Annotated in this window: 24 protein-coding genes and 1 pseudogene; 20 read left to right on the top strand and 5 right to left on the bottom strand. The window is 71.4% G+C overall.

Annotated features, from left to right (window positions below; translation table 11 throughout):
* Together ACIBJF_RS19315 and serA are read left to right on the top strand one after the other, a co-directional pair.
* Positions 1 to 110: pseudogene (locus ACIBJF_RS19315) on the top strand (ketol-acid reductoisomerase); the annotation flags it as partial.
* 245 nt (positions 111 to 355) lie between these two features.
* Positions 356 to 1,945: a phosphoglycerate dehydrogenase gene (gene serA / locus ACIBJF_RS19310; RefSeq protein WP_351812493.1), complete on the top strand. Its 1,590-nt coding sequence runs from the start codon at positions 356 to 358 to the stop codon at positions 1,943 to 1,945.
* 60 nt (positions 1,946 to 2,005) lie between these two features.
* Here the strand turns inward: serA and ACIBJF_RS19305 are convergent, their stop codons facing one another.
* Positions 2,006 to 3,559, bottom strand: coding sequence for an MFS transporter (locus tag ACIBJF_RS19305; protein ID WP_399175032.1), 1,554 nt, complete (start codon positions 3,557 to 3,559; stop codon positions 2,006 to 2,008).
* A gap of 97 nt (positions 3,560 to 3,656) precedes the next feature.
* On the opposite strand from ACIBJF_RS19305, the gene ACIBJF_RS19300 reads away from it, so the two are divergent.
* Positions 3,657 to 4,250: a TetR/AcrR family transcriptional regulator gene (locus ACIBJF_RS19300; protein ID WP_399175030.1), complete on the top strand. Its 594-nt coding sequence runs from the start codon at positions 3,657 to 3,659 to the stop codon at positions 4,248 to 4,250.
* Positions 4,251 to 4,272: 22 nt separating this feature from the next.
* On the opposite strand, the gene ACIBJF_RS19295 is transcribed toward ACIBJF_RS19300, so the two are convergent.
* Positions 4,273 to 5,604 (bottom strand): PucR family transcriptional regulator, encoded by a 1,332-nt coding sequence (locus ACIBJF_RS19295; RefSeq protein ID WP_399175028.1) that lies wholly within the window; start codon positions 5,602 to 5,604, stop codon positions 4,273 to 4,275.
* A 182-nt stretch (positions 5,605 to 5,786) separates the two neighbouring features.
* On the opposite strand from ACIBJF_RS19295, the gene ACIBJF_RS19290 reads away from it, so the two are divergent.
* The 3 genes from ACIBJF_RS19290 to ACIBJF_RS19280 all read left to right on the top strand — a co-directional run bounded on the left by ACIBJF_RS19290 (position 5,787) and on the right by ACIBJF_RS19280 (position 9,035).
* Positions 5,787 to 6,713, top strand: a complete 927-nt coding sequence (locus ACIBJF_RS19290) for a proline dehydrogenase family protein (RefSeq protein WP_399175026.1) — start codon at positions 5,787 to 5,789, stop codon at positions 6,711 to 6,713.
* 39 nt (positions 6,714 to 6,752) lie between these two features.
* Positions 6,753 to 8,384: an L-glutamate gamma-semialdehyde dehydrogenase gene (pruA, locus tag ACIBJF_RS19285; RefSeq protein WP_399175025.1), complete on the top strand. Its 1,632-nt coding sequence runs from the start codon at positions 6,753 to 6,755 to the stop codon at positions 8,382 to 8,384.
* 111 nt (positions 8,385 to 8,495) lie between these two features.
* The gene (locus tag ACIBJF_RS19280) at positions 8,496 to 9,035 is read left to right on the top strand and encodes a GNAT family N-acetyltransferase (RefSeq protein WP_399175024.1); all 540 of its coding nucleotides are present in this window, start codon (positions 8,496 to 8,498) and stop codon (positions 9,033 to 9,035) included.
* Positions 9,036 to 9,042: 7 nt separating this feature from the next.
* On the opposite strand, the gene ACIBJF_RS19275 is transcribed toward ACIBJF_RS19280, so the two are convergent.
* Positions 9,043 to 10,035: a zinc-binding dehydrogenase gene (locus ACIBJF_RS19275; RefSeq protein WP_399175022.1), complete on the bottom strand. Its 993-nt coding sequence runs from the start codon at positions 10,033 to 10,035 to the stop codon at positions 9,043 to 9,045.
* Positions 10,036 to 10,138: 103 nt separating this feature from the next.
* Between ACIBJF_RS19275 and ACIBJF_RS19270 the strand changes: the two genes are divergently transcribed.
* The 7 genes from ACIBJF_RS19270 to ACIBJF_RS19240 all read left to right on the top strand — a co-directional run bounded on the left by ACIBJF_RS19270 (position 10,139) and on the right by ACIBJF_RS19240 (position 16,661).
* On the top strand, positions 10,139 to 11,047 hold the full coding sequence (locus ACIBJF_RS19270; protein WP_399175020.1) for a LysR family transcriptional regulator: 909 nt from the start codon (positions 10,139 to 10,141) through the stop codon (positions 11,045 to 11,047).
* Between the two features lie 222 nt (positions 11,048 to 11,269).
* Positions 11,270 to 11,401 carry a hypothetical protein gene (locus ACIBJF_RS19265; RefSeq protein WP_107100810.1) on the top strand — a complete coding sequence of 44 codons (132 nt, stop codon included), beginning with the start codon at positions 11,270 to 11,272 and terminating at the stop codon, positions 11,399 to 11,401.
* Between the two features lie 89 nt (positions 11,402 to 11,490).
* Positions 11,491 to 12,534 carry a 3-isopropylmalate dehydrogenase gene (locus ACIBJF_RS19260; RefSeq protein ID WP_399175018.1) on the top strand — a complete coding sequence of 348 codons (1,044 nt, stop codon included), beginning with the start codon at positions 11,491 to 11,493 and terminating at the stop codon, positions 12,532 to 12,534.
* 246 nt (positions 12,535 to 12,780) lie between these two features.
* Positions 12,781 to 13,869, top strand: coding sequence for a branched-chain amino acid aminotransferase (locus ACIBJF_RS19255; RefSeq protein ID WP_399175016.1), 1,089 nt, complete (start codon positions 12,781 to 12,783; stop codon positions 13,867 to 13,869).
* Between the two features lie 152 nt (positions 13,870 to 14,021).
* Positions 14,022 to 15,092, top strand: coding sequence for a hypothetical protein (locus ACIBJF_RS19250; RefSeq protein WP_399175014.1), 1,071 nt, complete (start codon positions 14,022 to 14,024; stop codon positions 15,090 to 15,092).
* A gap of 33 nt (positions 15,093 to 15,125) precedes the next feature.
* Positions 15,126 to 16,445, top strand: coding sequence for a KamA family radical SAM protein (locus ACIBJF_RS19245; protein ID WP_399175012.1), 1,320 nt, complete (start codon positions 15,126 to 15,128; stop codon positions 16,443 to 16,445).
* On the top strand, positions 16,446 to 16,661 hold the full coding sequence (locus tag ACIBJF_RS19240; RefSeq protein ID WP_399175010.1) for a hypothetical protein: 216 nt from the start codon (positions 16,446 to 16,448) through the stop codon (positions 16,659 to 16,661).
* On the opposite strand, the gene ACIBJF_RS19235 is transcribed toward ACIBJF_RS19240, so the two are convergent.
* Positions 16,658 to 18,094, bottom strand: a complete 1,437-nt coding sequence (locus ACIBJF_RS19235; protein ID WP_399175009.1) for a cytosine permease — start codon at positions 18,092 to 18,094, stop codon at positions 16,658 to 16,660. The genes ACIBJF_RS19240 and ACIBJF_RS19235 overlap by 4 nt on opposite strands.
* Before the next feature lie 146 nt (positions 18,095 to 18,240).
* Between ACIBJF_RS19235 and ureA the strand changes: the two genes are divergently transcribed.
* From ureA to cimA, 7 genes are all read left to right on the top strand, one after another.
* Positions 18,241 to 18,951, top strand: coding sequence for an urease subunit gamma (gene ureA, locus ACIBJF_RS19230; protein ID WP_399175007.1), 711 nt, complete (start codon positions 18,241 to 18,243; stop codon positions 18,949 to 18,951).
* Positions 18,948 to 20,672: an urease subunit alpha gene (locus tag ACIBJF_RS19225; protein ID WP_399175006.1), complete on the top strand. Its 1,725-nt coding sequence runs from the start codon at positions 18,948 to 18,950 to the stop codon at positions 20,670 to 20,672. The genes ureA and ACIBJF_RS19225 overlap by 4 nt, the downstream gene beginning before the upstream one ends.
* A 17-nt stretch (positions 20,673 to 20,689) precedes the next feature.
* Positions 20,690 to 21,730 (top strand): agmatine/peptidylarginine deiminase, encoded by a 1,041-nt coding sequence (locus ACIBJF_RS19220; RefSeq protein WP_399175004.1) that lies wholly within the window; start codon positions 20,690 to 20,692, stop codon positions 21,728 to 21,730.
* Positions 21,731 to 21,756: 26 nt separating this feature from the next.
* Positions 21,757 to 22,248, top strand: a complete 492-nt coding sequence (locus ACIBJF_RS19215; protein WP_399175002.1) for a hypothetical protein — start codon at positions 21,757 to 21,759, stop codon at positions 22,246 to 22,248.
* Positions 22,245 to 22,862, top strand: a complete 618-nt coding sequence (locus ACIBJF_RS19210) for a TetR/AcrR family transcriptional regulator (RefSeq protein WP_399175001.1) — start codon at positions 22,245 to 22,247, stop codon at positions 22,860 to 22,862. The genes ACIBJF_RS19215 and ACIBJF_RS19210 overlap by 4 nt, the downstream gene beginning before the upstream one ends.
* A 38-nt stretch (positions 22,863 to 22,900) precedes the next feature.
* Complete coding sequence (locus tag ACIBJF_RS19205; protein ID WP_399174999.1) at positions 22,901 to 24,202, top strand: MFS transporter; 1,302 nt, start codon at positions 22,901 to 22,903, stop codon at positions 24,200 to 24,202.
* Between the two features lie 285 nt (positions 24,203 to 24,487).
* Positions 24,488 to 26,098, top strand: a complete 1,611-nt coding sequence (cimA, locus tag ACIBJF_RS19200; RefSeq protein ID WP_356317585.1) for a citramalate synthase — start codon at positions 24,488 to 24,490, stop codon at positions 26,096 to 26,098.
* 48 nt (positions 26,099 to 26,146) lie between these two features.
* Here the strand turns inward: cimA and ACIBJF_RS19195 are convergent, their stop codons facing one another.
* Positions 26,147 to 26,746 (bottom strand): GPP34 family phosphoprotein, encoded by a 600-nt coding sequence (locus ACIBJF_RS19195; RefSeq protein WP_399174997.1) that lies wholly within the window; start codon positions 26,744 to 26,746, stop codon positions 26,147 to 26,149.
* Positions 26,747 to 26,786: the final 40 nt, after the last annotated feature.

Raw genomic sequence — 26,786 nt, 5'->3', positions numbered from 1 at the left:
GCGGGCTGAAGAGGTACAACGAGTACAAGAAGCAGGACTCCGAGCACCTGCTGGAGACCACGGGCAAGCAGCTGCGCAAGCTGATGAGCTGGGTCAACGAGGAGGCGTAAGCCTCACGTCAGGGGGTCGGGGCAGGATGCTCCGGCCCCCGTCGTCCATCTGTTGTCCACCCCGTCCAGCCCCGGACGGGTGATCCTTCCGTGGAGGCGCAAGACGCCCTGCGCCACGCCACTACACTGCTGAACAAACACGCGTCAGGCCCACAGCGTCGTGCGTCTTCCGCGGCTAGCCCCCCTCCTCCGCCTGCGGCCGTCGGGACGGCCGTCCGCATGCTTTGGACTTGTGAGGACCTCACGTGAGCTCGAAACCCGTCGTACTCATCGCTGAAGAGCTGTCGCCCGCGACCGTGGACGCACTCGGCCCGGACTTCGAGATCCGGCACGCCAACGGAGCCGACCGAGCCGAACTGCTCCCCGCCATCGCCGACGTCGACGCGATCCTGATCCGCTCCGCCACCAAGGTCGACGCCGAGGCCATCGCCGCGGCGAAGAAGCTCAAGGTCGTCGCCCGCGCCGGCGTCGGCCTGGACAACGTCGACGTCTCCGCCGCCACCAAGGCCGGCGTGATGGTCGTCAACGCCCCGACCTCCAACATCGTGACCGCCGCCGAGCTGGCCTGCGGTCTGATCCTCGCCAGCGCCCGCAACATCCCGCAGGCCAACGCCGCGCTGAAGAACGGCGAGTGGAAGCGCAGCAAGTACACGGGCGTCGAGCTGGCCGAGAAGACCCTCGGTGTCGTCGGCCTCGGCCGCATCGGCGCCCTGGTCGCCCAGCGCATGTCCGCCTTCGGCATGAAGGTCGTCGCCTACGACCCCTACGTCCAGCCCGCCCGCGCCGCCCAGATGGGCGTCAAGGTCCTCTCCCTGGACGAGCTGCTGGAGGTCTCCGACTTCATCACCGTCCACCTGCCCAAGACCCCCGAGACCCTCGGCCTCATCGGCGACGAGGCGCTGCGCAAGGTCAAGCCGAGCGTGCGCATCGTCAACGCCGCGCGCGGCGGCATCGTGGACGAGGCGGCGCTGTACGCGGCGCTGAAGGAGGGCCGGGTCGCCGGCGCCGGCCTCGACGTGTACGCCAAGGAGCCGTGCACCGACTCGCCGCTGTTCGAGCTGGACCAGGTCGTGTGCACCCCGCACCTCGGCGCCTCCACCGACGAGGCGCAGGAGAAGGCGGGCATCGCGGTCGCCAAGTCCGTCCGCCTCGCCCTCGCCGGTGAGCTGGTGCCGGACGCGGTCAACGTCCAGGGCGGTGTCATCGCCGAGGACGTCAAGCCCGGTCTGCCGCTCGCCGAGCGCCTCGGCCGTATCTTCACCGCGCTCGCCGGCGAGGTCGCGGTCCGCCTCGACGTCGAGGTGTACGGCGAGATCACCCAGCACGACGTGAAGGTGCTGGAACTGTCCGCCCTCAAGGGTGTCTTCGAGGACGTCGTCGACGAGACGGTGAGCTACGTCAACGCGCCGCTGTTCGCGCAGGAGCGGGGCGTCGAGGTCCGGCTGACCACCAGCTCCGAGTCGGCCGAGCACCGCAACGTCGTCACCGTGCGCGGCACGCTCGCGGACGGCGAGGAGGTGTCGGTGTCCGGCACGCTGGCCGGCCCGAAGCACGTCCAGAAGATCGTCGCGGTCGGCGACTACGACGTCGATCTCGCCCTCGCCGACCACATGGTCGTCCTGCGCTACGAGGACCGTCCCGGTGTCGTCGGCACCGTCGGCCGCATCCTCGGCGAGGCGGGCATCAACATCGCCGGCATGCAGGTCGCTCGCGCGGTCGCCGGCGGCGAGGCGCTGGCCGTGCTCACCGTCGACGACACGGTGTCCGCCGGTGTGCTGAGCGAGGTCGCCTCCGAGATCGGTGCGACGTCCGCCCGCTCGGTGAATCTCGTCTGACGCATCGGCAAACGCCGGACGGGCTGAGATCTCTCAGCCCGTCCGGCGTTTTTCCGTGCCCTACTTCCGTGTGCCCTGCTCGTCGTCCCGCACCTCGATGGTCCGCAGGCTGAGCGCCGCCCCCACCGCCGCCAGCACCAGCAGCGCCGCCCCGGCGATCGCCGCGCCCTGCATGCCCGTGGTGAAGGCCTCCCGGGCCGTGGCGAGCAGGGACTGACCGGCCGCGCCGGGCAGCCGGGCGGCCGTGGCGAGGGCGTCGCCCAGGGTCTCGCGGGCCGCGGCCGGGGCGGTGGCCGGCATCTCGTGGCGGTAGACCGCCGTACCGATCGAGCCGAGGACTGCCATGCCGAGTGCGCCGCCGAACTCGGAGCTGGTCTCCAGCAGGGAGGAGGCCGTGCCCGCCCGCTCCACCGGGGCGCCGCTCAGGGCCAGGTCGGTCAGCTGGGAGACGATCGCGACCATCCCGCAGGCGAGGACGCCGGCCCCGGCAAGCGCCAGCCACAGCGAATCGGTGCCGACGAGGGCGAGCATCGAGTAGCCGGCCGCCATGACCGCGAAGCCGCCGGCGACGACGTACCCCCGGTTGACGCCCCGCTGGATGAGCTGTGCGGTGACCGGACCGGCGAACCCGATGAACACCGAGGGCAGCAGGCTCCACAGGGCCGCCGACAGCGGGCTCTTGCCGAGGACCGACTGCAGGTACTGCGTGGTGAAGATGGCCGAGCCCATCATGGCGAGGGCGGCGACGAGGTTGAGGACCAGCGCCGGGGCGAAGCCGTGGCCCTTCAGCAGGGCCGGCGGGATCAGCGGGGAGGCGCTGGTGCGCTGCCGGTGGACGAACAGAGCCGTGAAGAGCAGGCCGACGGTGACGGAGACGACGTACAGCGGGTGCCAGCCCTCGGAGGGGATCTCCTTCAGGCCGTAGATCACGGGGAGCACGGCGGCCATCGACAGCGGGACGCTCAGCCAGTCGAAGCGGCCGGGGCTCGGGTCCTTCGACTCCGGCAGCAGCACCGGGCCGAGGAGCAGGAGCAGGGCCATCGCGGGCAGGTTGACCAGGAAGACCGAGCCCCACCAGAAGTGCTCGACGAGGATGCCGCTCATCACCGAGCCCAGCGCGATGCCTCCGGTCATCACCCCGGACCACAGACCGATCGCCTTGGCCCGCTGGCCGGGGTCGGTGAACATCGTGCGCAGCAGCGCCATCGTCGACGGCATCAGGGTCGCCCCGCCGATGCCGAGGATCGCGCGGGCCGCGATCAGGGTCTCGGCGCTGTCGGCGTAGGCCGCGAGGAGCGAGGCGCCGCCGAAGGCCGCGGCGCCCATCAGCAGGAGCTTGCGGCGGCCGATGCGGTCGCCGAGGGAGCCCATGGTCATCAGCAGGCCGGCCAGGACGAAGCCGTAGATGTCGAAGATCCACAGCTGCTGGGTGCCGCTCGGGTGCAGGTCCGCGGCGATCGCAGGGGTCGCGAAGTACAGGACCGAGACGTCCATCGAGACCAGCAGCAGCGGCAGCATCAGCACGCCGAGAGCGGTCCACTCGCGGCGCCCGGCGCGGACTGGCGCGGCGCTGTCGGCGCCGACGGAGGGGGTGGTGCTCGTCGAGTTCGTCATGCCAGTGACTGTACGGGCGTCTTAAACGCTTGTCTAGAACGATTGTATAGTTCATGCGTCTAGGACGACCGTATGGATCGGCGTTAGGCTGTGGGCCATGGGACACCGTGAGGATCTGCTCGAAGGCGCCAAGCGCTGCCTGCTGGAGAAGGGGTTCCTGCGCACGACCGCGCGGGACATCGTCAAGGCGTCGGGCACCAACCTGGCGTCCATCGGCTACCACTACGGGTCGAAGGCCGAGCTGCTGGTGCAGGCCTACATCTCGCTGATCGAGGGCGTGGGGGAGAGGTTCGAGCCCGGGCTCGGCGGGACGGTGACAGAGCCTCCGGGTTCGCTGGAGCGCTTCCAGGAGGTGTGGACGAGCGTCCTTCGCACGGTGCCCGAGTCACGGCCGATCTGGATGCTGAGCTTCGAGCTCATGTTCCAGGACGAACGGCTGGAAGAGGTGCGCAAGCTGCTGGCCGAGGCCCAGGAGGGGGGCCGCTCGGGGCTGGTGGCGATGTTCAGCGGCATCCCGGAGTCCGACGTCGACAAGGAGGCCGTCGACACCGAGGGCCGCTTCTACCAGACCCTCCTCAACGGCCTGATGGTCCAGTGGCTCTTCGACCCGGACTCGGCGACCACGGCCGAGCAACTCACCGAGGGCCTGCGGCGGATCATCGCGGCGACGAGCGCGGGCGGCGCCCGGTGAGGCCTGCGCCGAGAGGGCAGGGTCACAGCCGGGCCCGCTTCAGCGCCATGTGCAGCAGCAGGCGGTCCTCGCCGTCGTCCAGGTCCAGGCCCGTCAGCTGCTCCACCCGGGACAGGCGGTAGTACAGGGTCTGCCGGTGGATGCCCAGTTCGGCGGCCGTGCGGGCGGCCTGGCCCGCGCAGTCGAGGTAGACCTCGGCGGTGCGGGCGAGTTCCCGGTGGGCGGGGGAGAGGAGGGGGCCGACCACGGGATCGTGCGCGGCCTGCGGCGGCAGCGCGGTCAGCAGCCGGTACGGCCCGATGCGCGCCCACTCCGCGACCGGCCCGAACCGCGGCTCGGCCAGCGCGGCGCGCGTGGCGGCGGCGGCCTCCTGCCAGACCGCGCCCAGCCCGGCGAGGCCGATCCGGGCGTCACCGACCCCGGCGGCGCATCCGGCACCCCCGCCGCCCCCGGCCGCACCGGTGAATCCGGCCGCGGCCGCCGCGGCCGCCCGGGCCCCGGCCCCGCGTGCCGCATTGCCCGGCGCCGGAACACCAGCGCCTGAGCCTGCCCCGCCTCCGCCCCCGAATGCCGCGCCTCCCCGCCCCCCACGAGCCCCCTCCGCCTCCTTCAGCAACCGCCCGGCCGCCGCCAGCGCGGGCGCGGTCACCTCGGTGGCCCGGAGTCGTACCAGCAGCGCGAGGCTCTGTTGCGAGGCCCCCCAGGGCAGCGTGCACAGGGCGGTGGCGTGCGGGATCGTGCGGGCGGCGGGGGCGTCGTCGGGATCGGGTGACGGCCAGGGGGCCACGCAGACGAGGGTGAGCGGGCCGTCGGCGCGGGGGCCGAGGGCGGTGCGCAGTTCCGCCACCGCCATGTCCTGCTGCCAGCCGGGCTCGGCGGTGAGCACCGCCCGCAGCTCCCGGCTCAGCCCGGCCCCGGCCTCCGCCTCGTCCGCGAGCAGCGCGCCGATCCGGCCGGCCACCTCCATCGCGGCGGCCAGCTGCGCGTCCGTCGGCCCGGGATCGCCGTCCAGCAGCCAGACGTAACCGAGGACGACACCTCGATGGCGTACGGGCAGACAGATCCGGCCGCGGTACACGCCCGCCTCCGGGCTCGGCGGGATCCGCACCGGGCCGGTCGCGCGGGTGATGCCGAAGCCCTCGAACCACGCCCGGACCGTGGCCGTGGAGCGCCGGGTCAGGATCGAGCGGGTGCGCACCGGGTCCAGCGCGGAGGGATCCAGGTCGCCCTCGCTGTCGTACGCCCCGAAGGCGATCAGCTCGAAGTCGCGGTTCTCCAGGGTCGCCGGGACCCCGAGCAGCTCCGAGATCTCGTCCACGAGCTCCTGGTAGTCACCCTTGAAATCCGCCGCCACTCGGGCATTCTCCCTCATTTTCCGGCGGCCTTCATACATCTGTCTGAGATCCTGTGCACGGATGCGTGACAGCTGTCGATGGCCCACGATCGGAGAGATCCTTAGGTTTCACGGTGGTTCTCCGTGCCGTACCCGAAGCGTTGGGTAATGGCCTATTTGATGCTTGTCTGTGGAGGTGCCCCGTGCTGGGTCCCGTGATTCTCGCCGCGTCGCGCAGCGACCGGATGCGACGCCTGATCTCGGCGGCCCCGGTGACCAAGCAGGTCGTCGACCGCTTCATCCCCGGTGAGACCGTCGACGACATCGTTCCGATCATCAAGGACCTGACGGCCAAGGGCCTGGAGCTGACGATGGACGTCGTCGGCGAGGACATCACCACCCCCGAGCAGGCCACCGCGGCGCGGGACGCCTACCTGCTGCTGATCGACCAGCTCAAGGAGCTGCAGCTCGGCGAGAAGGTCGAGATGTCGGTCAAGCTGTCCATGTTCGGCCAGGCGCTCCCCGGCGGTCACGAGCTCGCGCTCGCCAACGTCCGCCCGGTCGTCGAAGCCGCCGCCGCCATCGGTACGACCGTCACCCTCGACGCCGAGGACCACACCACCCTCGACTCGATGTTCGCCATCCACGAGGAGCTGCGGAAGGACTTCCCGCAGACCGGCTGCGTCATCCAGGCCTACCTCTTCCGCACTGAGGCCGACGCCCGCCGCCTCGCCGCCGCCGGCAGCCGCGTCCGCCTGGTGAAGGGCGCCTACAAGGAGCCCGCCGAGGTCGCCTACCAGCAGAAGCACGAGATCGACAAGGCGTACGTCCGCATCCTGCGGATCCTGATGGAGGGCGAGGGATACCCGATGATCGGGTCGCACGACCCGCGCCTGATCTCCATCGCCCAGGAACTGGCCCACAAGGCCGGCCGCAAGCTCGACGAGTACGAGTTCCAGATGCTGTACGGCATCCGCGGTGACGAGCACCTGCGACTGGCCGCCGAGGGTCACCGCATGCGTGTCTACACCGCCTACGGCACCGACTGGTACGGCTACTTCATGCGCCGTCTGGCGGAGAAGCCGGCGAACCTGCGCTTCTTCCTCCGTTCGATGGTCAGCAAGGGCTGAGTCCGAACACCCGCTCACGTACAAGGAGTCAAGGAACCTATGGACGCTGTGACCCAGGTCCCCACCCCGGTCAACGAGCCGGTGCACGGCTACGCCCCCGGCTCGCCCGAGCGCGCCCGGCTGGAGGCCAAGCTCAAGGAGCTGGCCGAGAACCCGATCGACCTGCCGATGACCATCGGCGGCGAGAAGCGGATGGGCGGCGGCGAGCCGTTCCAGGTCGTCCAGCCGCACAACCACAAGGCCGTGATCGGCACCCTGCGCAACGCCACGCAGGCGGACGCGAAGGACGCCATCGACGCGGCCCTGGCCGCCGCCCCGGCCTGGCGCGCGATGTCCTTCGACGACCGTGCCGCGATCATCCTGCGCGCCGCCGAGCTGCTGGCCGGCCCCTGGCGCGAGACGATCGCCGCCTCCACCATGCTCGGCCAGTCGAAGACCGCCCAGCAGGCCGAGATCGACACGCCGTGCGAGCTGGTCGACTTCTGGCGCTTCAACGTGCACTACGCCCGGCAGATCCTGGCCGAGCAGCCCCCGGCGAACTCCCCGGGCGTCTGGAACCGCCTGGACCACCGCCCGCTGGAGGGCTTCGTCTACGCGATCACGCCCTTCAACTTCAGCGCCATCGCCGGCAACCTGCCGACCGCGCCCGCGCTGATGGGCAACGTCGTCGTCTGGAAGCCGTCCCCGACGCAGACCCACGCGGCCGTGCTGCTGATGCAGCTGCTGGAGGAGGCCGGTCTGCCCAAGGGCGTCATCAACCTCGTCACCGGTGACGGCATCGAGGTCTCCAAGGTCGCCCTCGAGCACCGCGACCTGGCCGGTATCCACTTCACGGGTTCGACCAAGACCTTCCAGTACCTGTGGAAGACGGTCGGCACCAACATCGAGAAGTACCGCTCGTACCCGCGTCTGGTCGGCGAGACCGGCGGCAAGGACTTCCTGGTCGCCCACCCGAGCGCCGACCGCGCGGTGCTGAAGACCGCCCTGACCCGCGGTGCCTTCGAATACCAGGGCCAGAAGTGCAGCGCCACCTCCCGCGCCTACATCCCGGCCTCCATCTGGAACTCGGGCTTCAAGGAGGAGTTCGCGGCCGAGGTCGACTACCTCACCATGGGTGACGTCACCGACCTGTCGAACTTCATCGGCGCCGTGATCGACGACCGTGCCTTCGCCAAGAACAAGGCCGCGATCGACCGCGCCAAGGAGGACCCGACCTGCGAGATCGTCGCGGGCGGCAGCTACGACGACTCGGTCGGCTACTTCGTCCGCCCGACCGTCATCGTCTCCACCGACCCGGAGAACGAGATCTTCCGCACCGAGTACTTCGGCCCGGTCCTCGGCGTCTACGTCTACGAGGACGACAAGTACGACGAGATGCTGGAGCAGATGGAGTCGGTGTCGGACTACGCCCTGACCGGTTCGGTCATCGCGAACGACCGCGCCGCCGCGGCCTACACGATGGAGAAGCTCCGCTACGCGGCGGGCAACTTCTACATCAACGACAAGTCGACCGGCGCCGTCGTCGGCCAGCAGCCCTTCGGCGGCGGCCGCGCCTCCGGCACCAACGACAAGGCCGGTGCCCCCCAGAACCTCCTGCGCTGGACCCTGACCCGCGCCATCAAGGAGACCCTGGTCCCGCCGACCGACTACTCCTACCCGCACATGGGCTGATCTCCGGCCCCCGTGAACACGGGCCGGCAAGCCTGACCTCTGAGCAGGCTTGCCGGCCCGTTCCCATCCGCGGACGGTTCTTCCTCGGCAGTCGGGTGGGACGATGACGCCATGACCCTCCGACTGCGTCTCGCCCACACCTGCGACCTCGACCCCGCCGAACTCGGCGCCGCCCGGGCCCTGTTGGACGAGGCGTTCGGCGGGGACTTCTCCGACGACGACTGGGATCACGGGCTCGGCGGGCTGCATGCGCTCGTCCAGGACAGGCGGGGGCTCGCCGCGCACGGGTCCGTGGTGATGCGGCGCATCCGGCACCGGGGGCGCTGGCTGCGCACCGGGTATGTCGAGGCCGTCGCCGTACGGCCGGACGCCCGGCGCACCGGGCTCGGCGGGCGGGTGATGGGGGAGCTGGAGCGGGTGATCGACCGGGCGTACGACCTCGGCGCGCTCTCCGCGAGCGAGGAGGGGGCCCTGTTGTACGCCGCCCGGGGCTGGCAGCAGTGGGGCGGGCAGGTGCACGCCCTGTCCCCGGACGGAATCGTGCGGCTCAAGGAGGAGGAAGGGGGCGTCTGGCTGCGACCCGCGCTCGCCGGTCCCCTCGACCACGGCGGCGAGCTGGTCTTCGACTGGCGCGACGGGGATGTCACCTGAGGGCACGTCAGGCCGCGCGGACCAGGATCTTGCCCGTGTTCCCGCCCCGCAGCATCAGCAGGAACGCCTCCACGATCCGCCCGAACCCCTCGACCACCGTCTCGTCCGCCGCCAGCGCCCCGCTGCGCAGATGCGGTACGGCGAAGTCGTACAGCGCTTCCTGGGCGTCCCGGTGGTCCCTCACCAGGAAGCCCTCGATGCGCAGGCTCTTCTCGACCACGTCCGCGTGGTCGAAGACGACGGGCGGGGCATCCGGGGTGTTGTACTGGCTGATCGTGCCGACCCGCACCACCCGGCCCCGCTCGCGCAGCGCGCCGATCGCCGCGCCGAGTTGCCCGCCGCCGACGTTGTCCACGAAGACGTCGATGCCGGAGGGTGCCGCCTCGGCCAGCAGGTCGGCGGCCGGGGCCGTGCGGTAGTCGAAGGCGGTGTCGTAACCGACCTGCTCCGTCAGGTACTTCACCTTCTCCTCGGTGCCCGCGCTGCCGATCACCCGGCCGGCGCCGAGCAGCCGCGCGAAACGGCCGGCCGCCGTGCCGACCCCGCCCGCCGCGCCGGAGACGAACACGTCCTCGCCCTCGCGCAGCCGGGCGATCCGGGTCAGTGCGACGTAGGCCGTCAGGCCCGTGCCGCCCAGCACGCTCAGATGCGCCGACAGCGGCACGCCCGGGCGCCGCGGGAGAAGCCTGACCTCCTCGGGGCGCACCACCGAGTGCGTGCGCCAGCCCCGGCGGTGGAAGACGATCTCGCCCTCGGGCAGCTCCGGGGTGCGGGAGGCGGTGACCCGGCCCAGCGTGCGGCCCTCCAGCGGGGCGTTCAACGGGAAGTCCCCGTCCATCATTTCGCGGTGGTACGGGTCCACGGACCACAGCAGGTTCTCCACCAGGGCCGTGCCGGGCGCCGGTTCGGGCACCGGGGACTCGGCGAAGCGGAAGTGTCCGGCGGTGGGGAAGCCGGTGGGGCGGGCGGTCTGCTGCACGGTGAGCGCGGTCTCGGTCATGGCAGGGGACGGTAGGGAGGAATGCCGGATACAGGCAGGGGGTTGGGCTCATGGAACGCGCCGATCCATGAAGCAGTCTCATAGACGCAGGTGGGAGCCCCGAATGACAGCCGTCGACCTTGCCCCGCAGGAGCTGAGGATCCTGGTGGCCGTGGCCGACGAGGCCTCCTTCTCCGCCGCTGCCGCCCGGCTCGGGGCCACCCAGTCCGCCGTCTCCCACGCCGTGCGCGGCATCGAACGGAAGCTGGGCGTCGTGCTCTTCGAACGGGGCCGGTTCGGGGCCCGGCCGACGCCAGCCGGGGAGCGGGCGGCCGCCCATGCGCGACGGGTCCTGCGCATGCTGCAGGCGCTGGCCGCCGACGCCCGCGGGGCGGATACCGGCGAGCTGTCCGGGCCGCTGCGGATCGCCGCTTTCCGCAGCGCCGCCCTGCATCTGCTGCCGCCCGCCCTGGAACGGCTCGCAACACAGCACCCCGGCATCGAGGTGACCGTCACCGTCGTACGGGAACTGGGCGCCGGCACCGCGGGCGAGGTCGCCGCCGGGCGGGCCGACCTCGGGATCGCCACCCTGAGCGGGCCGGCGCCGGCAGGGCTGGTCGGCGGGGCGCTGCTGGAGGAGCCGTACTTTCTGGTGCATCCGGCCGGGCACCCGGATCCGCGCTCCCTGCCGCTCGTCGACTGGGCCGAGAACTGCGGCTCCTACACGCGCGCCTGGTGGGCCGCCCAGGACTGGATCCCGGCGGCGACCGTCAACGCCGAGGACGACGGGGCGGTGCTGTCGATGGTGGGCAGCGGGCTCGGCATGGCCATCATGCCCGCGCTCTCCCTCACCGGGGCGCCGCCCGCCGTCGAGATCACCGACCTCGGGCCGGAACGGCCGTACCGCTCCGTCGGCTGTGTCACCACCCCGGAGCTCGCCGCCACGAGCGCCGTACGGGCCCTGATCCGCACCCTGCGGTCCCTCGGAACGCCGTCACCCGAACACGCGAAAGGCCAGCTCAGAGCGGTGTGACGGGGTCCGCCGTCTCAGATAGTAGGAAGTCCGAGTAATTGTGCAGACAGAACCGGGCCGCTCCCTTAATTTTGTAGGAGCCGAACGTCTCGCTCGATCAAGCGAATGGCGGTCGTGAGCCGGGCCCGGTGCAGGCAACCCCTGCGGCCCTTGGTTCCCCGCCCCTTCCGGCGTCTCGTAACCCCTCATTGCCGCACTCCGTATGCGAAGGAGTCGATTCCCATGGCCGAGACGACCGTCCGCCGCCGAGTCCGCCACGTGTCCCGCGCGAGCGAGTCCGACCGCAAGAACGCAGCCGCCGCCCTCCAGCGCGCCCTCGACCGCCGCGACAACGGCGGCGAGACCGGCCACTGACACCTCGTCCGATGCCGTCCACGCCGCCCATGTCGTCCATATGGCGGACGGGTCATGTCATTCCCTGGGACGAGGAGTAGGATGCCCGCATGTCTCGCAGCATCAATCTCGCAGTGATCCCCGGGGACGGCATCGGACAGGAAGTCGTGTCCGAGGGTCTCAAGGTCCTCTCCGCCGTCCTGCCGCAGGATGTGAAGCTGGAGACCAAGGAGTACGACTTCGGCGCCAAGCGCTACCACGCCACCGGTGAGACCCTCACCGACGCCGATCTCGGCGCGCTGAAGCAGCACGACGCCATCCTGCTCGGCGCCATCGGCGACCCGTCGGTGCCGTCCGGCGTCCTGGAGCGCGGCTTCCTCCTGAAGCTCCGCTTCGCCTTCGACCACCACGTCAACCTGCGCCCGTCGAAGCTCCTTCCCGGTGTCGCCACCCCGCTCGCCGGCCAGCCGGAGATCGACTTCGTCGTGGTCCGCGAGGGCACCGAGGGCCCGTACACCGGCAACGGCGGCACCATCCGCAAGGGCACCGAGCACGAGGTCGCCACCGAGGTCTCCGTCAACACGGCCTTCGGCGTCGAGCGGGTCGTCCGGGACGCCTTCGCCCGCGCCCAGGCCCGTCCGCGCAAGAAGCTCACGCTGGTTCACAAGAACAACGTGCTGACCTTCGCCGGGCACCTGTGGACGAACATCTTCAACAAGGTGGCCGCGGAGTTCCCCGAGGTCACCACGGACTACATCCACGTCGACGCGGCGACGATCTACCTGGTCACCGACCCCGGTCGCTTCGACGTCATCGTCACCGACAACCTCTTCGGCGACATCATCACCGACCTCGCCGCGGCCGTCTCCGGCGGCATCGGCGTCGCCGCGAGCGGGAACATCAACCCCTCTCGCGAGTTCCCCTCGATGTTCGAGCCGGTCCACGGTTCCGCGCCCGACATCGCCGGCCAGGGCAAGGCCGACCCCACCGCCACGGTCCTGTCCGTCGCCCTGCTGCTGCGCCACCTCGGCTACGACGGCGAGGCCGACCGCATCGACACGGCGGTCGCCGCGGACCTCACCGAGCGCGCCGCGCTGGGTGCCCGCAGCACCTCGCAGATCGGCGACGCGCTCGCCGCCCGAGTAGCCGGCTGACCCGGCGCTCCACCCACGAAGCCGCCGGGTCGGACGACCGCCCGGCGGCTTTTCCATGTCCCCGCCGGGTGCCACCATCGACCCCTGGGCCGCTTTCACTCCCATTCCTTCCGCCGTGGGCCCCGCGCGATAATCGAACGCGGAGCCGCGGTATGAGGGAAAGCTCGGACGTCCTATCACTGAGAGGTCGCAGTGACGGGGTGTGAGCGCGGCCCGTCACTACAACCGGTGAAGGACAAACCACTCATGACGACGCCCACGATCGAGCTCAAGCCCTCCGCCAGCCCCCTCGCCGCCGCAGAGCGCGAGGCGATCCTGGCCAACCCCGGGTTCGGCCGCCACTTCACCGACCACATGGTGACGATCAGGTGGACCGAGGGCCGCGGCTGGCACGACGCCCAGCTCGTCCCGTACGGCCCGATCTCCCTCGACCCCTCCACCCACGTCCTGCACTACGGCCAGGAGATCTTCGAGGGACTGAAGGCCTACCGCCAGCCCGACGGCTCGATCGCGCTGTTCCGCCCCGAGGCGAACGCCCGCCGCTTCCGCAACTCCGCGCGCCGCATGGCCATGGCCGAGCTGCCCGAGGAGCTGTTCATCGCCGCGCTGGACGCGCTGCTCACCCAGGACGCCGACTGGGTTCCGCCGCACGGTGGCGAACAGTCCCTGTACCTGCGGCCGTTCATGTTCGCCACGGAGGCCGCGCTCGGCGTGCACCCGGCGAACGAGTACCTGTTCATGCTCATCGCCTCGCCCTCCGGCGCGTACTTCGCCGGTGGCGTCAAGCCGGTCACCATCTGGGTCTCCGAGGACCACGTCCGTGCCGTCCCCGGCGGCACCGGCGACGCCAAGACCGGCGGCAACTACGCCGCGTCCCTGCTGCCGCAGGCCGAGGCCGCCGCGCACGGCTGCGACCAGGTCGTCTACCTCGACGCGGTCACCCGCACCAAGGTCGAGGAGAGCGGCAGCATGAACGTCGCCTTCGTCTACGGCGACCGGATCGTCACCCCGGAGCTGACCGGCTCGATCCTGGAGGGCATCACCCGCGACTCCCTCCTCCAGGTCGCCCGCGACCTCGGCTACACCGCCGAGGAAGGCGTGATCACCCTGGAGCAGTGGCGTGCGGACGCGGCCTCCGGCGCCCTCACCGAGGTCTTCGCCTGCGGCACCGCCGCCGTGGTCACGCCCATCGGCCACGTCAAGACCAAGACCGACGCCTGGACCCACGGCGACGGCACCCCCGGCGAGGTCACCCTCCGCCTGCGCGAGGCCCTGCTCGGCATCCAGCGCGGCGTGACGCAGGACAAGCACGGCTGGATGCACAAGATCGGCTGAGGTCCGCCGCACCGGCCGCCCGACGCAAGCGAATGGCGCGCGCGTTCGAGGCGTACCCCCACTCCCGTCCGGGTATCCACCCCTTCCGCGGGGGCGCGTGCCCCCGCGGAGACATGTCCGGGACGACACCCGGCACGGGGGGAGGGGCGCACGTGAACGCATGGTCGCCGGTGCCACGACTGCGCTGGTTGCTGCGCGCGTTACGCACGCCGCGCCGGCCGCAGAGCCTCACCGCGCTGGCGGCCCTCGCCGGCTGCGCGGCCCTGCTGCTGTGGACCGCTCACGGCATGGACGCCTACCAGCAGAACCTCGCCCTCAATCTCGGCACCGACCTCGTCGGCGTGGTCATCACCGTGTTCGTGATCGGCCCGCTGATCTCCCGCGCCCAGGAGGGCCGGGTCCGTGAGCACACCCGGCTGGACTACGAGTGGTTCGCCTCCCAGGTGCACGGCGCCACGGCCTGTGTGAAGGTGCTGGACACCTTCTCCAACCTGTTCGGGCCGCAGTTCTCCGAGCGTCTCTTCCGGGGGATAAGAGCGGCCACCGCGCACGGGGCGCGAGTGCAGATCCTGCTGCTGGACCCCGACTCGCTCGCCGTCATCCTGCGCGGCCGGGAACTGGGCGAGCAGAGCGCCGACATCCGCCGCGACATCATGCGCAACCTGCGCACCCTGGACCTCTTCGCCCGCCGCCTGGACGACAGCTCCCGCGCCCTGCTGGAGGTCCGCCTGTGCCAGACGTCCCCCGGTGTGACGCTCTACCGCTGGGACGAGCGCTGTCTGGTCTCCTTCCTCACGGTGGGCCGGCTCTCCGGCGAGGGCGTCCAGTTGGAGGTCGCCGTCCGCTCGCCGCTCGGCACCTTCGTGGAGCAGCGTTTCGACGAGCTGTGGGGGCAGAGCAAGCCGATGGAGCACTTCACCCGGCTGCCGCTCACCCTGGTGGACGCCTCCGACGTCCGCCGGGAGTTCCGCTGCCCGTTCGTGTCCGTCGAGGACCGCCTGTACGTCGCCGCGCCAGACCTGGTGTCGTACCTGGCGCGGCACCGCCGCGGCCAACTCTCCGCCTACAGCGAGGCCTTGACCGTGCCGGGTGGGCACGAGCCGATCGTGGTCGACGACGAAAGTCCGCTGCACGCGCTCCTCATCCAGCACTACGCGGAGAAGTACGATGCGTCGGCGGCCGCCTTCGTGGAGTTGCGACCCCCGGTCCTGGTCACGGAATAGCGGACCTGGCACAGAATAGAGGCCCTGGCACAGATGAGTTCAGCGCACCACTCCGCTTTGCACGCCAAACCCCGCTACCGCGCCTTCACCCCCCGCGACCTGGACGGACTGCTGGATCGCGTGTCCCTGCCGTCTGCCGAACGGCTCGCCCTGCGGGCCGTGTCGGCGGTCCTGCCCTTCCGTACGAACTCCTACGTGGTGGACGAACTGATCGACTGGACGGCCGTCCCCGACGACCCCGTCTTCCGGCTGACCTTCCCGCAGAGCGGCATGCTGCCCGCGCACGAACTGCGCCGGATGGCGGACCTGCTCGCCCAGGACGCGCCCGCCACCGAGATCCGGCGCGCCGCGCACGAGATCCGGATGCGGCTCAATCCGCACCCCTCCGGCCAGCTCGACGCCAACGTCCCCGCGCACGAGGGCCGCCGTCTGACGGGACTTCAGCACAAGTATCCCGAGACGGTGCTGGTCTTCCCGCGGCAGGGCCAGACCTGCCACGCCTACTGCACCTACTGCTTCCGCTGGCCGCAGTTCGTCGGCGAGTCCGAGCTGCGCATCGCCACCGACGACATCGCCGCCACCAGCGCCTATCTGCGCGCCCACCCCGAGGTGACCAGCACGCTCATCACCGGCGGCGACCCGCTGGTGATGAGCACCGAGGTGCTGCGCCGCTATGTGGAGCCGCTGCTCGCCATCGACACCGTCCGTTCGGTCCGGATCGGGACCAAGGCGCTCGCCTTCTGGCCGTACCGCTTTCTGACCGACCGGGACGCCGACGACCTGCTGCGGCTCTTCGAGAAGGTCGTCGCCAGTGGCCGCCACCTGGCGCTCATGGCCCACTTCACCCACCCGCGGGAACTGCGCCCGCCGGTGGTGCGGGAGGCGATGCGCCGGGTGCGGGACACCGGCGCCGTGATCCGCTGCCAGGGCCCGCTGGTCGCCGGGATCAACGACAGCGCCGAGGCGTGGGCGGAGCTGTGGGAGGAGACGACCGCGCTGGGAGCGGTGCCGTACTACCAGTTCGTGGAGCGGGACACCGGCCCGCAGGGCTACTTCGGGGTGCCGCTGGCCCGCGGCCACGCGATCTTCCGGGACGCCTACGCCCGGGTCTCCGGGCTCGCCCGCACGGTGCGTGGACCGGTGATGTCGGCGATGCCGGGCAAGGTCTGCGTGGACGGCATCGCCGAGGTGGCGGGCGAGAAGGTCTTCGTCCTCCACCTCATCCAGGCCCGCGACCCCGAGCTGGTGGACCGGCCGTTCTTCGCCGCGTACGACGAGGGCGCGACCTGGTTCACCGACCTGAAGCCGGCGTTCGGCGCGGAGCGGTTCCTGCCGGGTCTGGAGGTGGGGTGAATGTCCTCGTCGTCGCAGCCGACGGCCGCGGTGGCCGGCCTGGCGCTGACCGTGGCGGTTCTGCTGTCCCTCACCGCCGCCCTGCTCGCCGTGATCGTCCGGACGAGCACGGCCGGCCGGCTCACTGACGCGCTTCCGGCCGCCGCGGTGGTCTTCTCCGCGACCATGGGGCTGAGCCTGGCCGGCCTCGCGGGCGTCGGGCTGCTGCGGAGCTAGCGCCCACTCTCCGCGCCGACCGGTTCCCGCGCGGCCTCGACGCGGGCCGATGCCTGCTGCCGCGGCGCCAGGATCAGGTGGATCAGCCCGCCGACCGCGCCCGACAGCAGGAAGCTGCAGTCCACGCCGCCGGTGAGGTGCAGCAGCGGGCCCTGGTACGACGGCAGGGACACGGCCAGCAGGCCGACGCCCGCGCCCAGTGCCCAGGAGACGGTCGCCCGGATGTTCCAGCCGGCCCGGTACCAGTAGATCCCGCCCCGCGAACGGCGGTTGAAGACCTGCAGGGCGTCGGCGTCGTAGACACCGCGGCAGCGGGCGAAGCCGATGAGCGTGATCACGGCCCAGGGGGTGCCGATGGCGGTGAGGAGGAGGACGAAGGACGTCATCGCGGACTGCGCGTTCCAGGCGTAGTGCCCGACGAACACGCAGGCCGTGGCCACGATCGCTACCGTGTGGGTGGCGCGGGCCCGGGATGCCCTCGGCAGGATGGCGTCCAGGTCCAGGCCCATGGAGTACAGCATCAGACCGGCGTTGCCGACCGAGCCGGCCGAGGCGGCCAGCAGCAGCGGGATCAGGTACCAGGTGGGGGAGGCCGTCACCAGCGGACCGGCGTAGTCGAGCGCCGCGCGGGCGCCGTACGCCGTGAACGTGCCGAACAGCTGCGGCACCAGCAGGCCCAGGATCAGACCCGCCCACGTGGCCTTCAGAACGCGGCGGCCCGAGTGCCGGGTGGGGGAGATGTAGCGGGTGTAGTCCCCGAGCAGGGTGATGAAGGCGATGGGACCGGACAGGCCGGCGGCCACGGCCGACAGGAACCAGGTCGGCCAGAACGAGCCGAGCAGGTAGCCGCCGGTCTGCGGCAGCGCCGCAGTGGTGAAGTGCGGGGCGTAGGCGAACACGCCGAGCACCAGCAGGAAGGTCATGCCGATGGACAGGACCTTGGACATGTTCAGCAGCACCCGGTAGCCGTACACCGCGCCCGCGACCGTGGCACCGGCGAGCAGCGCGTAGACGACGGCGTACGACACCCCGTCCGCGGGCAGCCCGACCATCCGGCCGAGGACGCCGATCACCACGTCGCCGCCGATCCACACCGTCAGCGCGGTGTATCCGAGGGCGAGGAGCAGGCCGACCACCGAGCCGACCAGCCGGCCCCGGACGCCGAACTGGGCGCCGGAGGAGGTGGAGAGGTTGGTCGCGGTGCGGAGGGAGATCAGGGCCAGCGGTGCCGTCACCGCCGTACCGACGATCGTGCCCGCGACGATCGAGCTGACCGACGCCCACCAGCCGAGCCCGAAGGACGGCGGCAGCCAGCCGAAGATGATCACCCCGAGGCAGAGGTTGGAGCCGAGCAGGATCGAGACGAGGTCGCGCGGACCACTGGTCCGCTCCTCGTCCGGGATGGTGTCGACTCCGCGCTGTTCTATCGGCATGGCTGGTCTCCCTCGACTACCGCCGGTTCAGTTTGAGCGACGTTCAATGTGACGTGAAGCCCGGCCCCGGGTCAATGCTTCAGTTTCATGAATTCTGTGTTTAGAGTGATGTTCTAAAGTATGGAAAGACAAGGAGGTGTCGCGTCGTGAGACTGACTCCTACGGAACGTGACCGGCTGCTGCTCTTCGGGGCCGCCGAGCTGGCCCGGGCCCGCCGGGCGCGCGGCCTGCGGCTGAACGTGCCGGAGGCGACCGCGCTGATCGCGGACACCGTGTGCGAGGCGGCGCGGGACGGCAGGCGGCTCGCCGAGGCCATCGAGGCGGCCCGGTCCGTGCTCGGCCCCGAGGACGTGCTCCCGGGCGTCGCCGACGTCGTCACCGAGGTCATGGTCGAGGCGGTCTTCGACGACGGCTCCCGGCTCGCGGTGGTCTCCGACCCCATCGGCGGCGGTCTGGGCAAGGACGCCCCGGGCGCGCTGCTGCCGGGGCCCGAGCACGCCGACCCCGAGGCGGTCGTACGGCTCACGGTCACCAACACCGCGACCGTGCCGGTCTCCGTCACCTCCCACTTCCACTTCTTCGAGGCCAACCCGCGGCTGGACTTCGTACGGGAGAAGGCCTACGGGATGCGCCTCGCCGTCCCCGCGGGCTCCTCGATGCGCTTCGGCCCCGGCGAGAGCGAGGAGGTCGGCCTCGTGCCGATCGGCGGCGACCGGATCGCGATCGGCTTCGCCGGACTGGTCGACGGGCCACTGGACGCGCCCGGAGCCAAGGAGGAGGCCCTGCACAGGGCCGCGGCCTGCGGATACCTGGGAACCGCACACGCCGTCACGCCGGAAGGAGGCGAGGAGCGATGAGCCGCTCGAAGGGACGAGAGGTGAGCCGGGCGATCCACATCGACCCGCACGCCTACGCGGCCACCCACGGCCCCCGCGCCGGCGACCGCATCCGCCTCGGCGACTCGGGGCTCACCGTACGCGTGGAGTCCGACTCCCAGCGCTACGGCGACGAGTTCCTGGCCGGCTTCGGCAAGACCGCCCGCGACGGGCTGCACCTGAAGGCCGCCGCCGTCCGCGAGACCTGTGACGTCGTCATCAGCAACGTCGTCGTGATCGACCCGGTGCAGGGCATCCGCAAGGTGTCGATCGGCATCCGCGAGGGGCGGATCTGCGCCATCGGGCGCGCCGGCAACCCGGACACTCTCGACGGCGTGGACGTCGTCGTCGGCACCGGCACCTCCATCGTCTCCGGCGAGGGGCTGATCGCCACCGCAGGGGCCGTCGACACCCATGTCCACCTGCTGTCGCCGCGCATCATGGAGGCCTCCCTCGCCTCCGGCGTGACCACGATCATCGGACAGGAGTTCGGCCCGGTCTGGGGCGTCGGCGTCAACTCGCCCTGGGCGCTGCGGCACGCCTTCAACGCCTTCGACGCCTGGCCGGTCAACATCGGCTTCCTCGGCCGGGGTTCGTCCTCCTCGGACGCCCCGCTGATCGAGGCGCTGGCCGAGGGTGGCGCCTCCGGCTTCAAGGTGCACGAGGACATGGGCGCCCACACCCGGGCCCTCGACACGGCCCTGCGCGTCGCCGAGGAGCACGACGTCCAGGTCGCCCTGCACAGCGACGGCCTGAACGAGTGCCTGTCGGTCGAGGACACCCTGAGGGTGCTGGAGGGGCGGACCATCCACGCCTTCCACATCGAGGGCTGCGGCGGCGGACACGTGCCCAACGTGCTCAAGATGGCCGGTGTGCCGAACGTCATCGGCTCCTCCACCAACCCCACCCTGCCCTTCGGCCGGGACGCGGTCGCCGAGCACTACGGCATGATCGTCTCCGTCCACGACCTCAAGCCCGACCTGCCCGGCGACGCCGCCATGGCCCGCGACCGCATCCGGGCCGGCACCATGGGCGCCGAGGACGTGCTGCACGACCTGGGCGCGATCGCCATCACCTCCTCCGACGCCCAGGGCATGGGCCGCGCCGGCGAGACGGTCCGCCGCACCTTCGCCATGGCCGGCAAGATGAAGGCCGAGCTGGGCCCGATGGAGGGCGACGGCGAGGGCGACGACAACGCCCGCGTCCTGCGCTACATGGCCAAGCTGACCATCAACCCGGCCATCGCGCACGGCCTCGCCCACGAGGTCGGCTCCATCGAGGTCGGCAAGCTCGCCGACATCGTGCTGTGGCGCCCGGAGTACTTCGGCGCCAAGCCGCAGCTCGTCCTCAAGGCCGGCTTCCCGGCGTACGGCGTGGTCGGCGACCCGAACGCGGCCACCGACACCTGCGAACCCCTCGTGCTGGGGCCCCAGTTCGGCTCCTACGGCGCCACGGCGGCCGACCTCTCGGTCGCGTTCGTCGCCCGGGCGGCCGTGGACCAGGGGGGCGACACGATGCCGACCCGGCGCAGAAGGGTCGCCGTGCGCGGCACCCGGGGCATCGGCCCGGCCGACCTGCGGCTGAACGCCCGCATCGGAGCGGTCGACGTCGACCAGCGCACCGGTCTGGTCACCCTCGACGGCGACCCCCTGCGCTCCGAGCCCGCCGACTCCGTCCCGCTCAACCGCCTCTACTTCCTCTGATCCCGCTAAGGAACACCATGTCTGCTGCCGCCGACGGCTTCCGTATGCCCGCCGAGTGGACCCCGCACGAGCGCACCTGGATGGCGTGGCCGGGCCCGAACCCCACCTTCGACAGCCCGGAGGACCTCGCCGCCTCCCGCGCCGCCTGGGCCTCGGTGGCCCGTGCGATCCACCGCTTCGAGCCCGTGACCGTGGTCTGCGGCCCCGGCCAGTCCGCCGAGGCGCGGGCGCTGCTCGGCCCGGACGTCGACACCGTCGAGCGGGACCTGGACGACGCCTGGATGCGGGACATCGGCCCGACGTTCCTCACCGACGGCAAGGGTGAACTGGCCGCCGTCGACTGGACGTTCAACGGCTGGGGCGCCCAGGACTGGGCCCGTTGGGAGCACGACTCCAAGATCGCCGCGTACGTCTCCGACCTCGCGGGCGCCAGGACGTACGCCTCGAAGCTGGTCAACGAGGGCGGCGCGATCCACGTCGACGGCGAGGGCACCGTGCTGCTCACCGAGACCGTGCAGCTCGGCCCCGAGCGCAACCCGCACTGGTCGAAGCAGGAGGTCGAGGCCGAGATCCACGCCCACCTCGGCACCAGCAAGGCGATCTGGCTGCCGCGCGGCCTCACCGGCGACTACCCTCCCTACGGCTTCGGCACGCTGGGCCACGTGGACATCGTGGCCGCCTTCGCCCGGCCCGGCGTCGTGGTGGCGCACTCCCAGCCGGACCCGGCCCACCCCGACCACGAGGTCACCAAGGAGGTCATCGGCATCCTGCGGGCCCAGACCGACGCCCGGGGCCGGGCCCTGGAGGTCGTGGAGGTCCCCGCGCCGACCGTCCTGGAGGCCGACGGCCACTGGGCCGACTACTCCTACATCAACCACTACATCTGCAACGGCGGCGTGGTGCTGTGCGGCTTCGACGACCCGCGCGACGAGATCGCCGCCGGGATCTTCCGCCGGCTCTTCCCCGAGCGGACGGTGACCCTCGTGGACGCGCGCCAGATCTTCGCGGGCGGCGGCGGCATCCACTGCATCACCCAGCAGCAGCCGAAGGTCCGGTGACGGCCCGCTTCGGGTAGAACATACGGGTGAACGTCCTGGTGTGCGCGGCCTGCGGCCGCCGTCTCAGCCCGCCGCTGCGGCTGCTGCCCGAGCTGACCGAACGCCCGCCGCGGGACGGGCGCAAGCTCCCCGACGGGTCCCGGCACGCACCGTCGACCGTGCCGCAGGGCATGTACTCGGTGGATCCGGAGCCGTCCGGGGCGCCGTTCGTGCCGCATCCGGACCCGGATTGGACGGGAGCCGCCGTTCCCGGCACGGTCGTCCTCGACCCCGACGGGCCGGGGTGCTTGATGTCGGCCGGGCCGCGTGACACCTGGGTGGTCCACCCGGAGGACATCCGCGGATACCTGGCTCCGAACGACGCCGTCGAGGACTTCGGGTGCTGTGGGCCACCCGGCAGGCAGGGCCCGAACTTCGTGTGCCCGGGGTGCGGGGCGGCGGCGACGCTGTTCGCCGACTGCTCCGGGCCGTACGAGACCCATTTCCTGCCCGACGCCGTACGGACGGTCCCCGCATGAGCGAGAACCCGTCCCCCCGCCGCCGCACCCCCGCCCCGCCCCGTGAGGACGTCCTCGCCGCCGCCATGGACATGATCGCCGAGCGCGGTCTGGAGAAGCTCACCATGGCGGCGCTCGGGCGCGAGGTCGGGATGAGCAGCGGCCATCTCCTGTACTACTTCCGCTCAAAGGACGAGCTGCTGCTGCGGACCCTGGAGTGGAGCGAGGGCCGGCTGGGCGCCGAGCGGGGCCGGCTGCTCACCGGCCCCGGAACCGCCCGCGAACGCCTGTCGGCCTACGTCGACCTGTACGTCCCCGACGGGCACCGCGATCCGCACTGGACGCTGTGGCTGGAGGTCTGGAACCGCTCGCAGAACGCCGACGAGGACGCGCGTGCCCGGCAGGTCGCCATCGAGGGAGCCTGGCACCGCGACCTGGTCGCGCTGATCGCCGAGGGCGTCTCGCGCGGGGAGTTCCGGCGGGTGGACGCGGACCGTTTCGCGACGAGGCTGCGTGCGCTCCTCGACGGTTTCTCCATCCACGTCGCCATCGGCCTGCGCGGCACGGACCGCGAACAAGTACTCGCCCACGTAAGGGAGTTCATCGCCGACTCCCTCGTGCTGCCCGCCGGGTAAAGGAATCCTTTCCTCCGCCGCCGGGCATGTACCGGCGCATGGGACGACAACACTGGAAGAAGATCTGGGTCGGTTCGGCGGGGAACATGGTCGAGTGGTTCGACTGGTTCGTCTACGCGAGCTTCGCCACCTACTTCGCCGGCGCGTTCTTCCCGAGCGGGAATCCCACCGCCCAGCTCATGAACACCGCGGGCATCTTCGCCGTCGGGTTCTTCATGCGCCCGGTCGGCGGCTGGCTGCTGGGGCGGGTCGGTGACCGCAAGGGCCGCAAGGCGGCGCTGACGCTGACCGTCACGCTGATGTCGGCCTCGGCGATCCTGATCGCCCTCGCCCCGACGTACGCGGTCGCCGGCTACGGCGGCGCCCTCGTGCTGCTCGTCGCCCGGCTGCTGCAGGGACTGTCGGTGGGCGGCGAGTACGCGGCCAGCGCCACCTATCTGACCGAGGCCTCGGACCCGAGGAGGCGCGGGTTCGCCTCCAGCTTCCAGTACGTCTCCATGACCGCCGGGCAGATCGTCGGCCTCGGGCTCCAGATCATCCTGCAACGCACCATGTCCGACGGCGCGCTGCACAGCTACGGCTGGCGGATCCCGTTCGTCGTCGGCGCACTCGGCGCGGCCGTCGTCTTCTATCTGCGGCGCAGCATGCTGGAGACCGAGGTCTACGAGGAGGACACCTCCCACGCCGAGGAGCGCGGCACCCTGCGCGCCCTGTGGCGGCACCGGCGGGAGGCGTTCCTGGTCGTCGCCCTCACCATGGGCGGCACGGTCGCGTACTACACGTACACCACCTACCTGACCAAGTACCTCTCCAACTCGGCCGGGCTGTCCAAGGAGACGGCGACGCTCGTGTCCTTCACCGCGCTGATCGTCTTCGCCTGCCTCCAGCCGCTCGCCGGTGCCCTCTCGGACCGGATCGGCCGCCGCCCGCTGCTCATCACCTTCGCGGTCGGCTCCACCGTCCTCACCGTGCCGATCATGACGCTGCTCAAGCACGCCGACGGCTACTGGCCGGCGCTCGGTCTCGCCCTGCTCGCGCTGGTCGTCGTCACCGGCTACACCTCGATCAACGCCTGTGTGAAGGCCGAGCTGTTCCCGACCGGCGTCCGCGCCCTCGGCGTGGCCCTGCCGTACGCCGTCGCCAACGCCCTCTTCGGCGGCACCGCGGAATACGTCGCCCTGTGGTTCAAGAAGGCCGGGATCGAGTCCGGCTTCTCCTGGTACGTGGCGGGCTGCGCCGCCGTGTCGCTGGTGGTGTACGTCGCCATGCGGGAGACGAGGGACCTGGACCTCGCCCGGGTGAGGGACCGTACGGATTCCAGTCTGACGACCGCATCCTGAGACGGACGGCGAGCCGGGGGCGGGTTTGTGCCAGACTGCCCCCGTGCTCTCGTTCGCCATGATTATTGGCAGCAGGCGCGCCGGTCCGCAGTGACCACCTCGTACGACCAGGTGCGGGTGGCCACCGTCGTCCTCGACCCGCGCGCAGACCTCTCGCACCCGCGAGGGGTTTTTTCGTTTTCCGGCCCACCCGCAGCCGGGAGCGGAGCGCGAGGGACCATTGGGGGGACGGTGGAGCCGGTCATTCCGGTAAGACCGAAGATCCACAACAGGAGCCTTGAGACCATGACCGAGACGGCAACCAGCGAGCTCGACGACTCGTTCCACGTCTTCGACACCACGCTGCGCGACGGCGCGCAGCGCGAGGGAATCAACCTCACCGTCGCGGACAAGCTCGCCATCGCACGGCACCTGGACGACTTCGGCGTCGGCTTCATCGAGGGCGGCTGGCCCGGCGCGAACCCCCGTGACACCGAGTTCTTCGCCCGCGCGCAGGCGGAGATCGTCTTCAGGCACGCCCAGCTGGTCGCCTTCGGCGCCACCCGCCGCGCCGGGGCGAAAGCCGCCGAGGACCCCCAGGTCAAGGCGCTGCTGGAGTCCGGCGCCCCGGTGATCACCCTGGTCGCCAAGTCGCACGACCGGCATGTGGAGCTGGCGCTGCGCACCACGCTCGACGAGAACCTGGAGATGGTCCGCGACACGGTGTCGTACCTGAAGGAGCAGGGCCGCCGGGTCTTCGTGGACTGCGAGCACTTCTTCGACGGCTACCGCGCCAACCCCGAGTACGCCAAGGCCGTGGTCCGTACGGCCGCCGAGGCCGGCGCCGACGTCGTCGTCCTGTGCGACACCAACGGCGGCATGCTCCCCGCCCAGATCCACGCCGTCGTCGCCACCGTCCTCGCCGACACCGGCGCCCGCCTCGGCATCCACGCCCAGGACGACACCGGCTGCGCGGTGGCGAACACCCTGGCCGCCGTGGACGCGGGCGCGACCCACGTCCAGTGCACCGCCAACGGCTACGGCGAGCGCGTCGGCAACGCCAACCTCTTCCCGGTCGTCGCCGCCCTGGAGCTGAAGTACGGCAAGAAGGTGCTGCCCGAGGGCAAGCTCCGCGAGACGACCCGGATCTCGCACGCCATCGCCGAGGTCGTCAACCTGACCCCTTCCACCCATCAGCCGTACGTGGGCGTGTCGGCCTTCGCGCACAAGGCCGGACTGCACGCCTCCGCGATCAAGGTCGACCCGGACCTGTACCAGCACATCGACCCCGAGCTGGTCGGCAACACCATGCGCATGCTGGTCTCCGACATGGCGGGCCGCGCCTCCATCGAGCTCAAGGGCAAGGAGCTCGGCATCGACCTCGGCGGCGACCGCGAGCTGGTCGGCCGGGTGGTGGAGCGGGTCAAGGAGCGCGAACTCAAGGGATACACCTACGAGGCCGCCGACGCCTCCTTCGAACTCCTCCTCCGCGCCGAGGTCGAGGGCCGCCCGCTGAAGTACTTCGACGTGGAGTCCTGGCGGGCCATCGTCGAGGACCGCCCCGACGGCACCCACGCCAACGAGGCCACGGTGAAGCTGTGGGCCAAGAGCGAGCGGATCGTCGCCACGGCGGAGGGCAACGGCCCGGTCAACGCCCTGGACCGGGCCCTGCGCGTGGCCCTGGAGAAGATCTACCCGCAGCTCGCCAAGCTGGACCTGGTCGACTACAAGGTCCGCATCCTGGAGGGCAAGCACGGCACCCAGTCCACCACCCGCGTGCTGATCTCCACCTCGGACGGCGCCGGCGAGTGGTCCACGGTCGGCGTGGCGGACAACGTCATCGCCGCGTCCTGGCAGGCCCTGGAGGACGCGTACACGTACGGGCTGCTGCGGGCGGGGGTGGAACCGGCGGAGTAGCCGCGGCAGCGGAACGTCCCGGCGGGCGGCGCCCCCGGCCCCGCCCGGCTACGGGGCTCGCCAGATGTTGTCGAAAGCGGCGTTCTCGATGCGGCGCCGCTCCCGCACGGCCCCCAGCTCCGTCACCGCGTCGCCGACCGCCACCAGAACGGTGACCACCGCCTCCTCCCCGGGCTCCTCCTCGGGCGGCCGCTCGCCCCGGATGCCCAGGGTGGCGGCGAGAGAGGCGAGCACCGGCTCGTGGGACCACCAGCGGTCGGCGGCGTGCCGGCGGGCCGGGGTGTCGGCCGCCGCGGCCTTGTCCGCGCGGTGGGGCCAGCGGTGCCGCTTCCCGGAGAGCTGCCCGGAGGTGTCCAGGACGTCGCGGTAGGCCGTGGCCAGCCCCTCCCCGCGGCGCCACAGCCAGTCCTCGACCGTCTCGTACGGCTCCTCGCGCACGAGCGCGGCCCCGGCCTTGTCCAGCATCCGGTCACCCGTGGTCAGGACGGGACCGGGCACGATGCGCTCACCGTCCAGGGTGAGCGCCCGCGCCCCGAGGAGGTCGATCAGCTCGGCCCCCGCGAGCGCCAGCGACAGATCGCCCGGCTCGACGGGGTGATCGCCGGGCACGTCGAGACTGACGAGGAACAGATCCTGCGGTGTGGTCATACCCCCACCATGTGCCGTGTGCAGCGGATCCGCCAGGCCG

The organism is Streptomyces sp. NPDC050743, assembly GCF_044456925.1.
In the GTDB taxonomy this organism is placed as follows: domain Bacteria; phylum Actinomycetota; class Actinomycetes; order Streptomycetales; family Streptomycetaceae; genus Streptomyces.
This window is presented reverse-complemented; position numbering and strand designations above follow the sequence as displayed.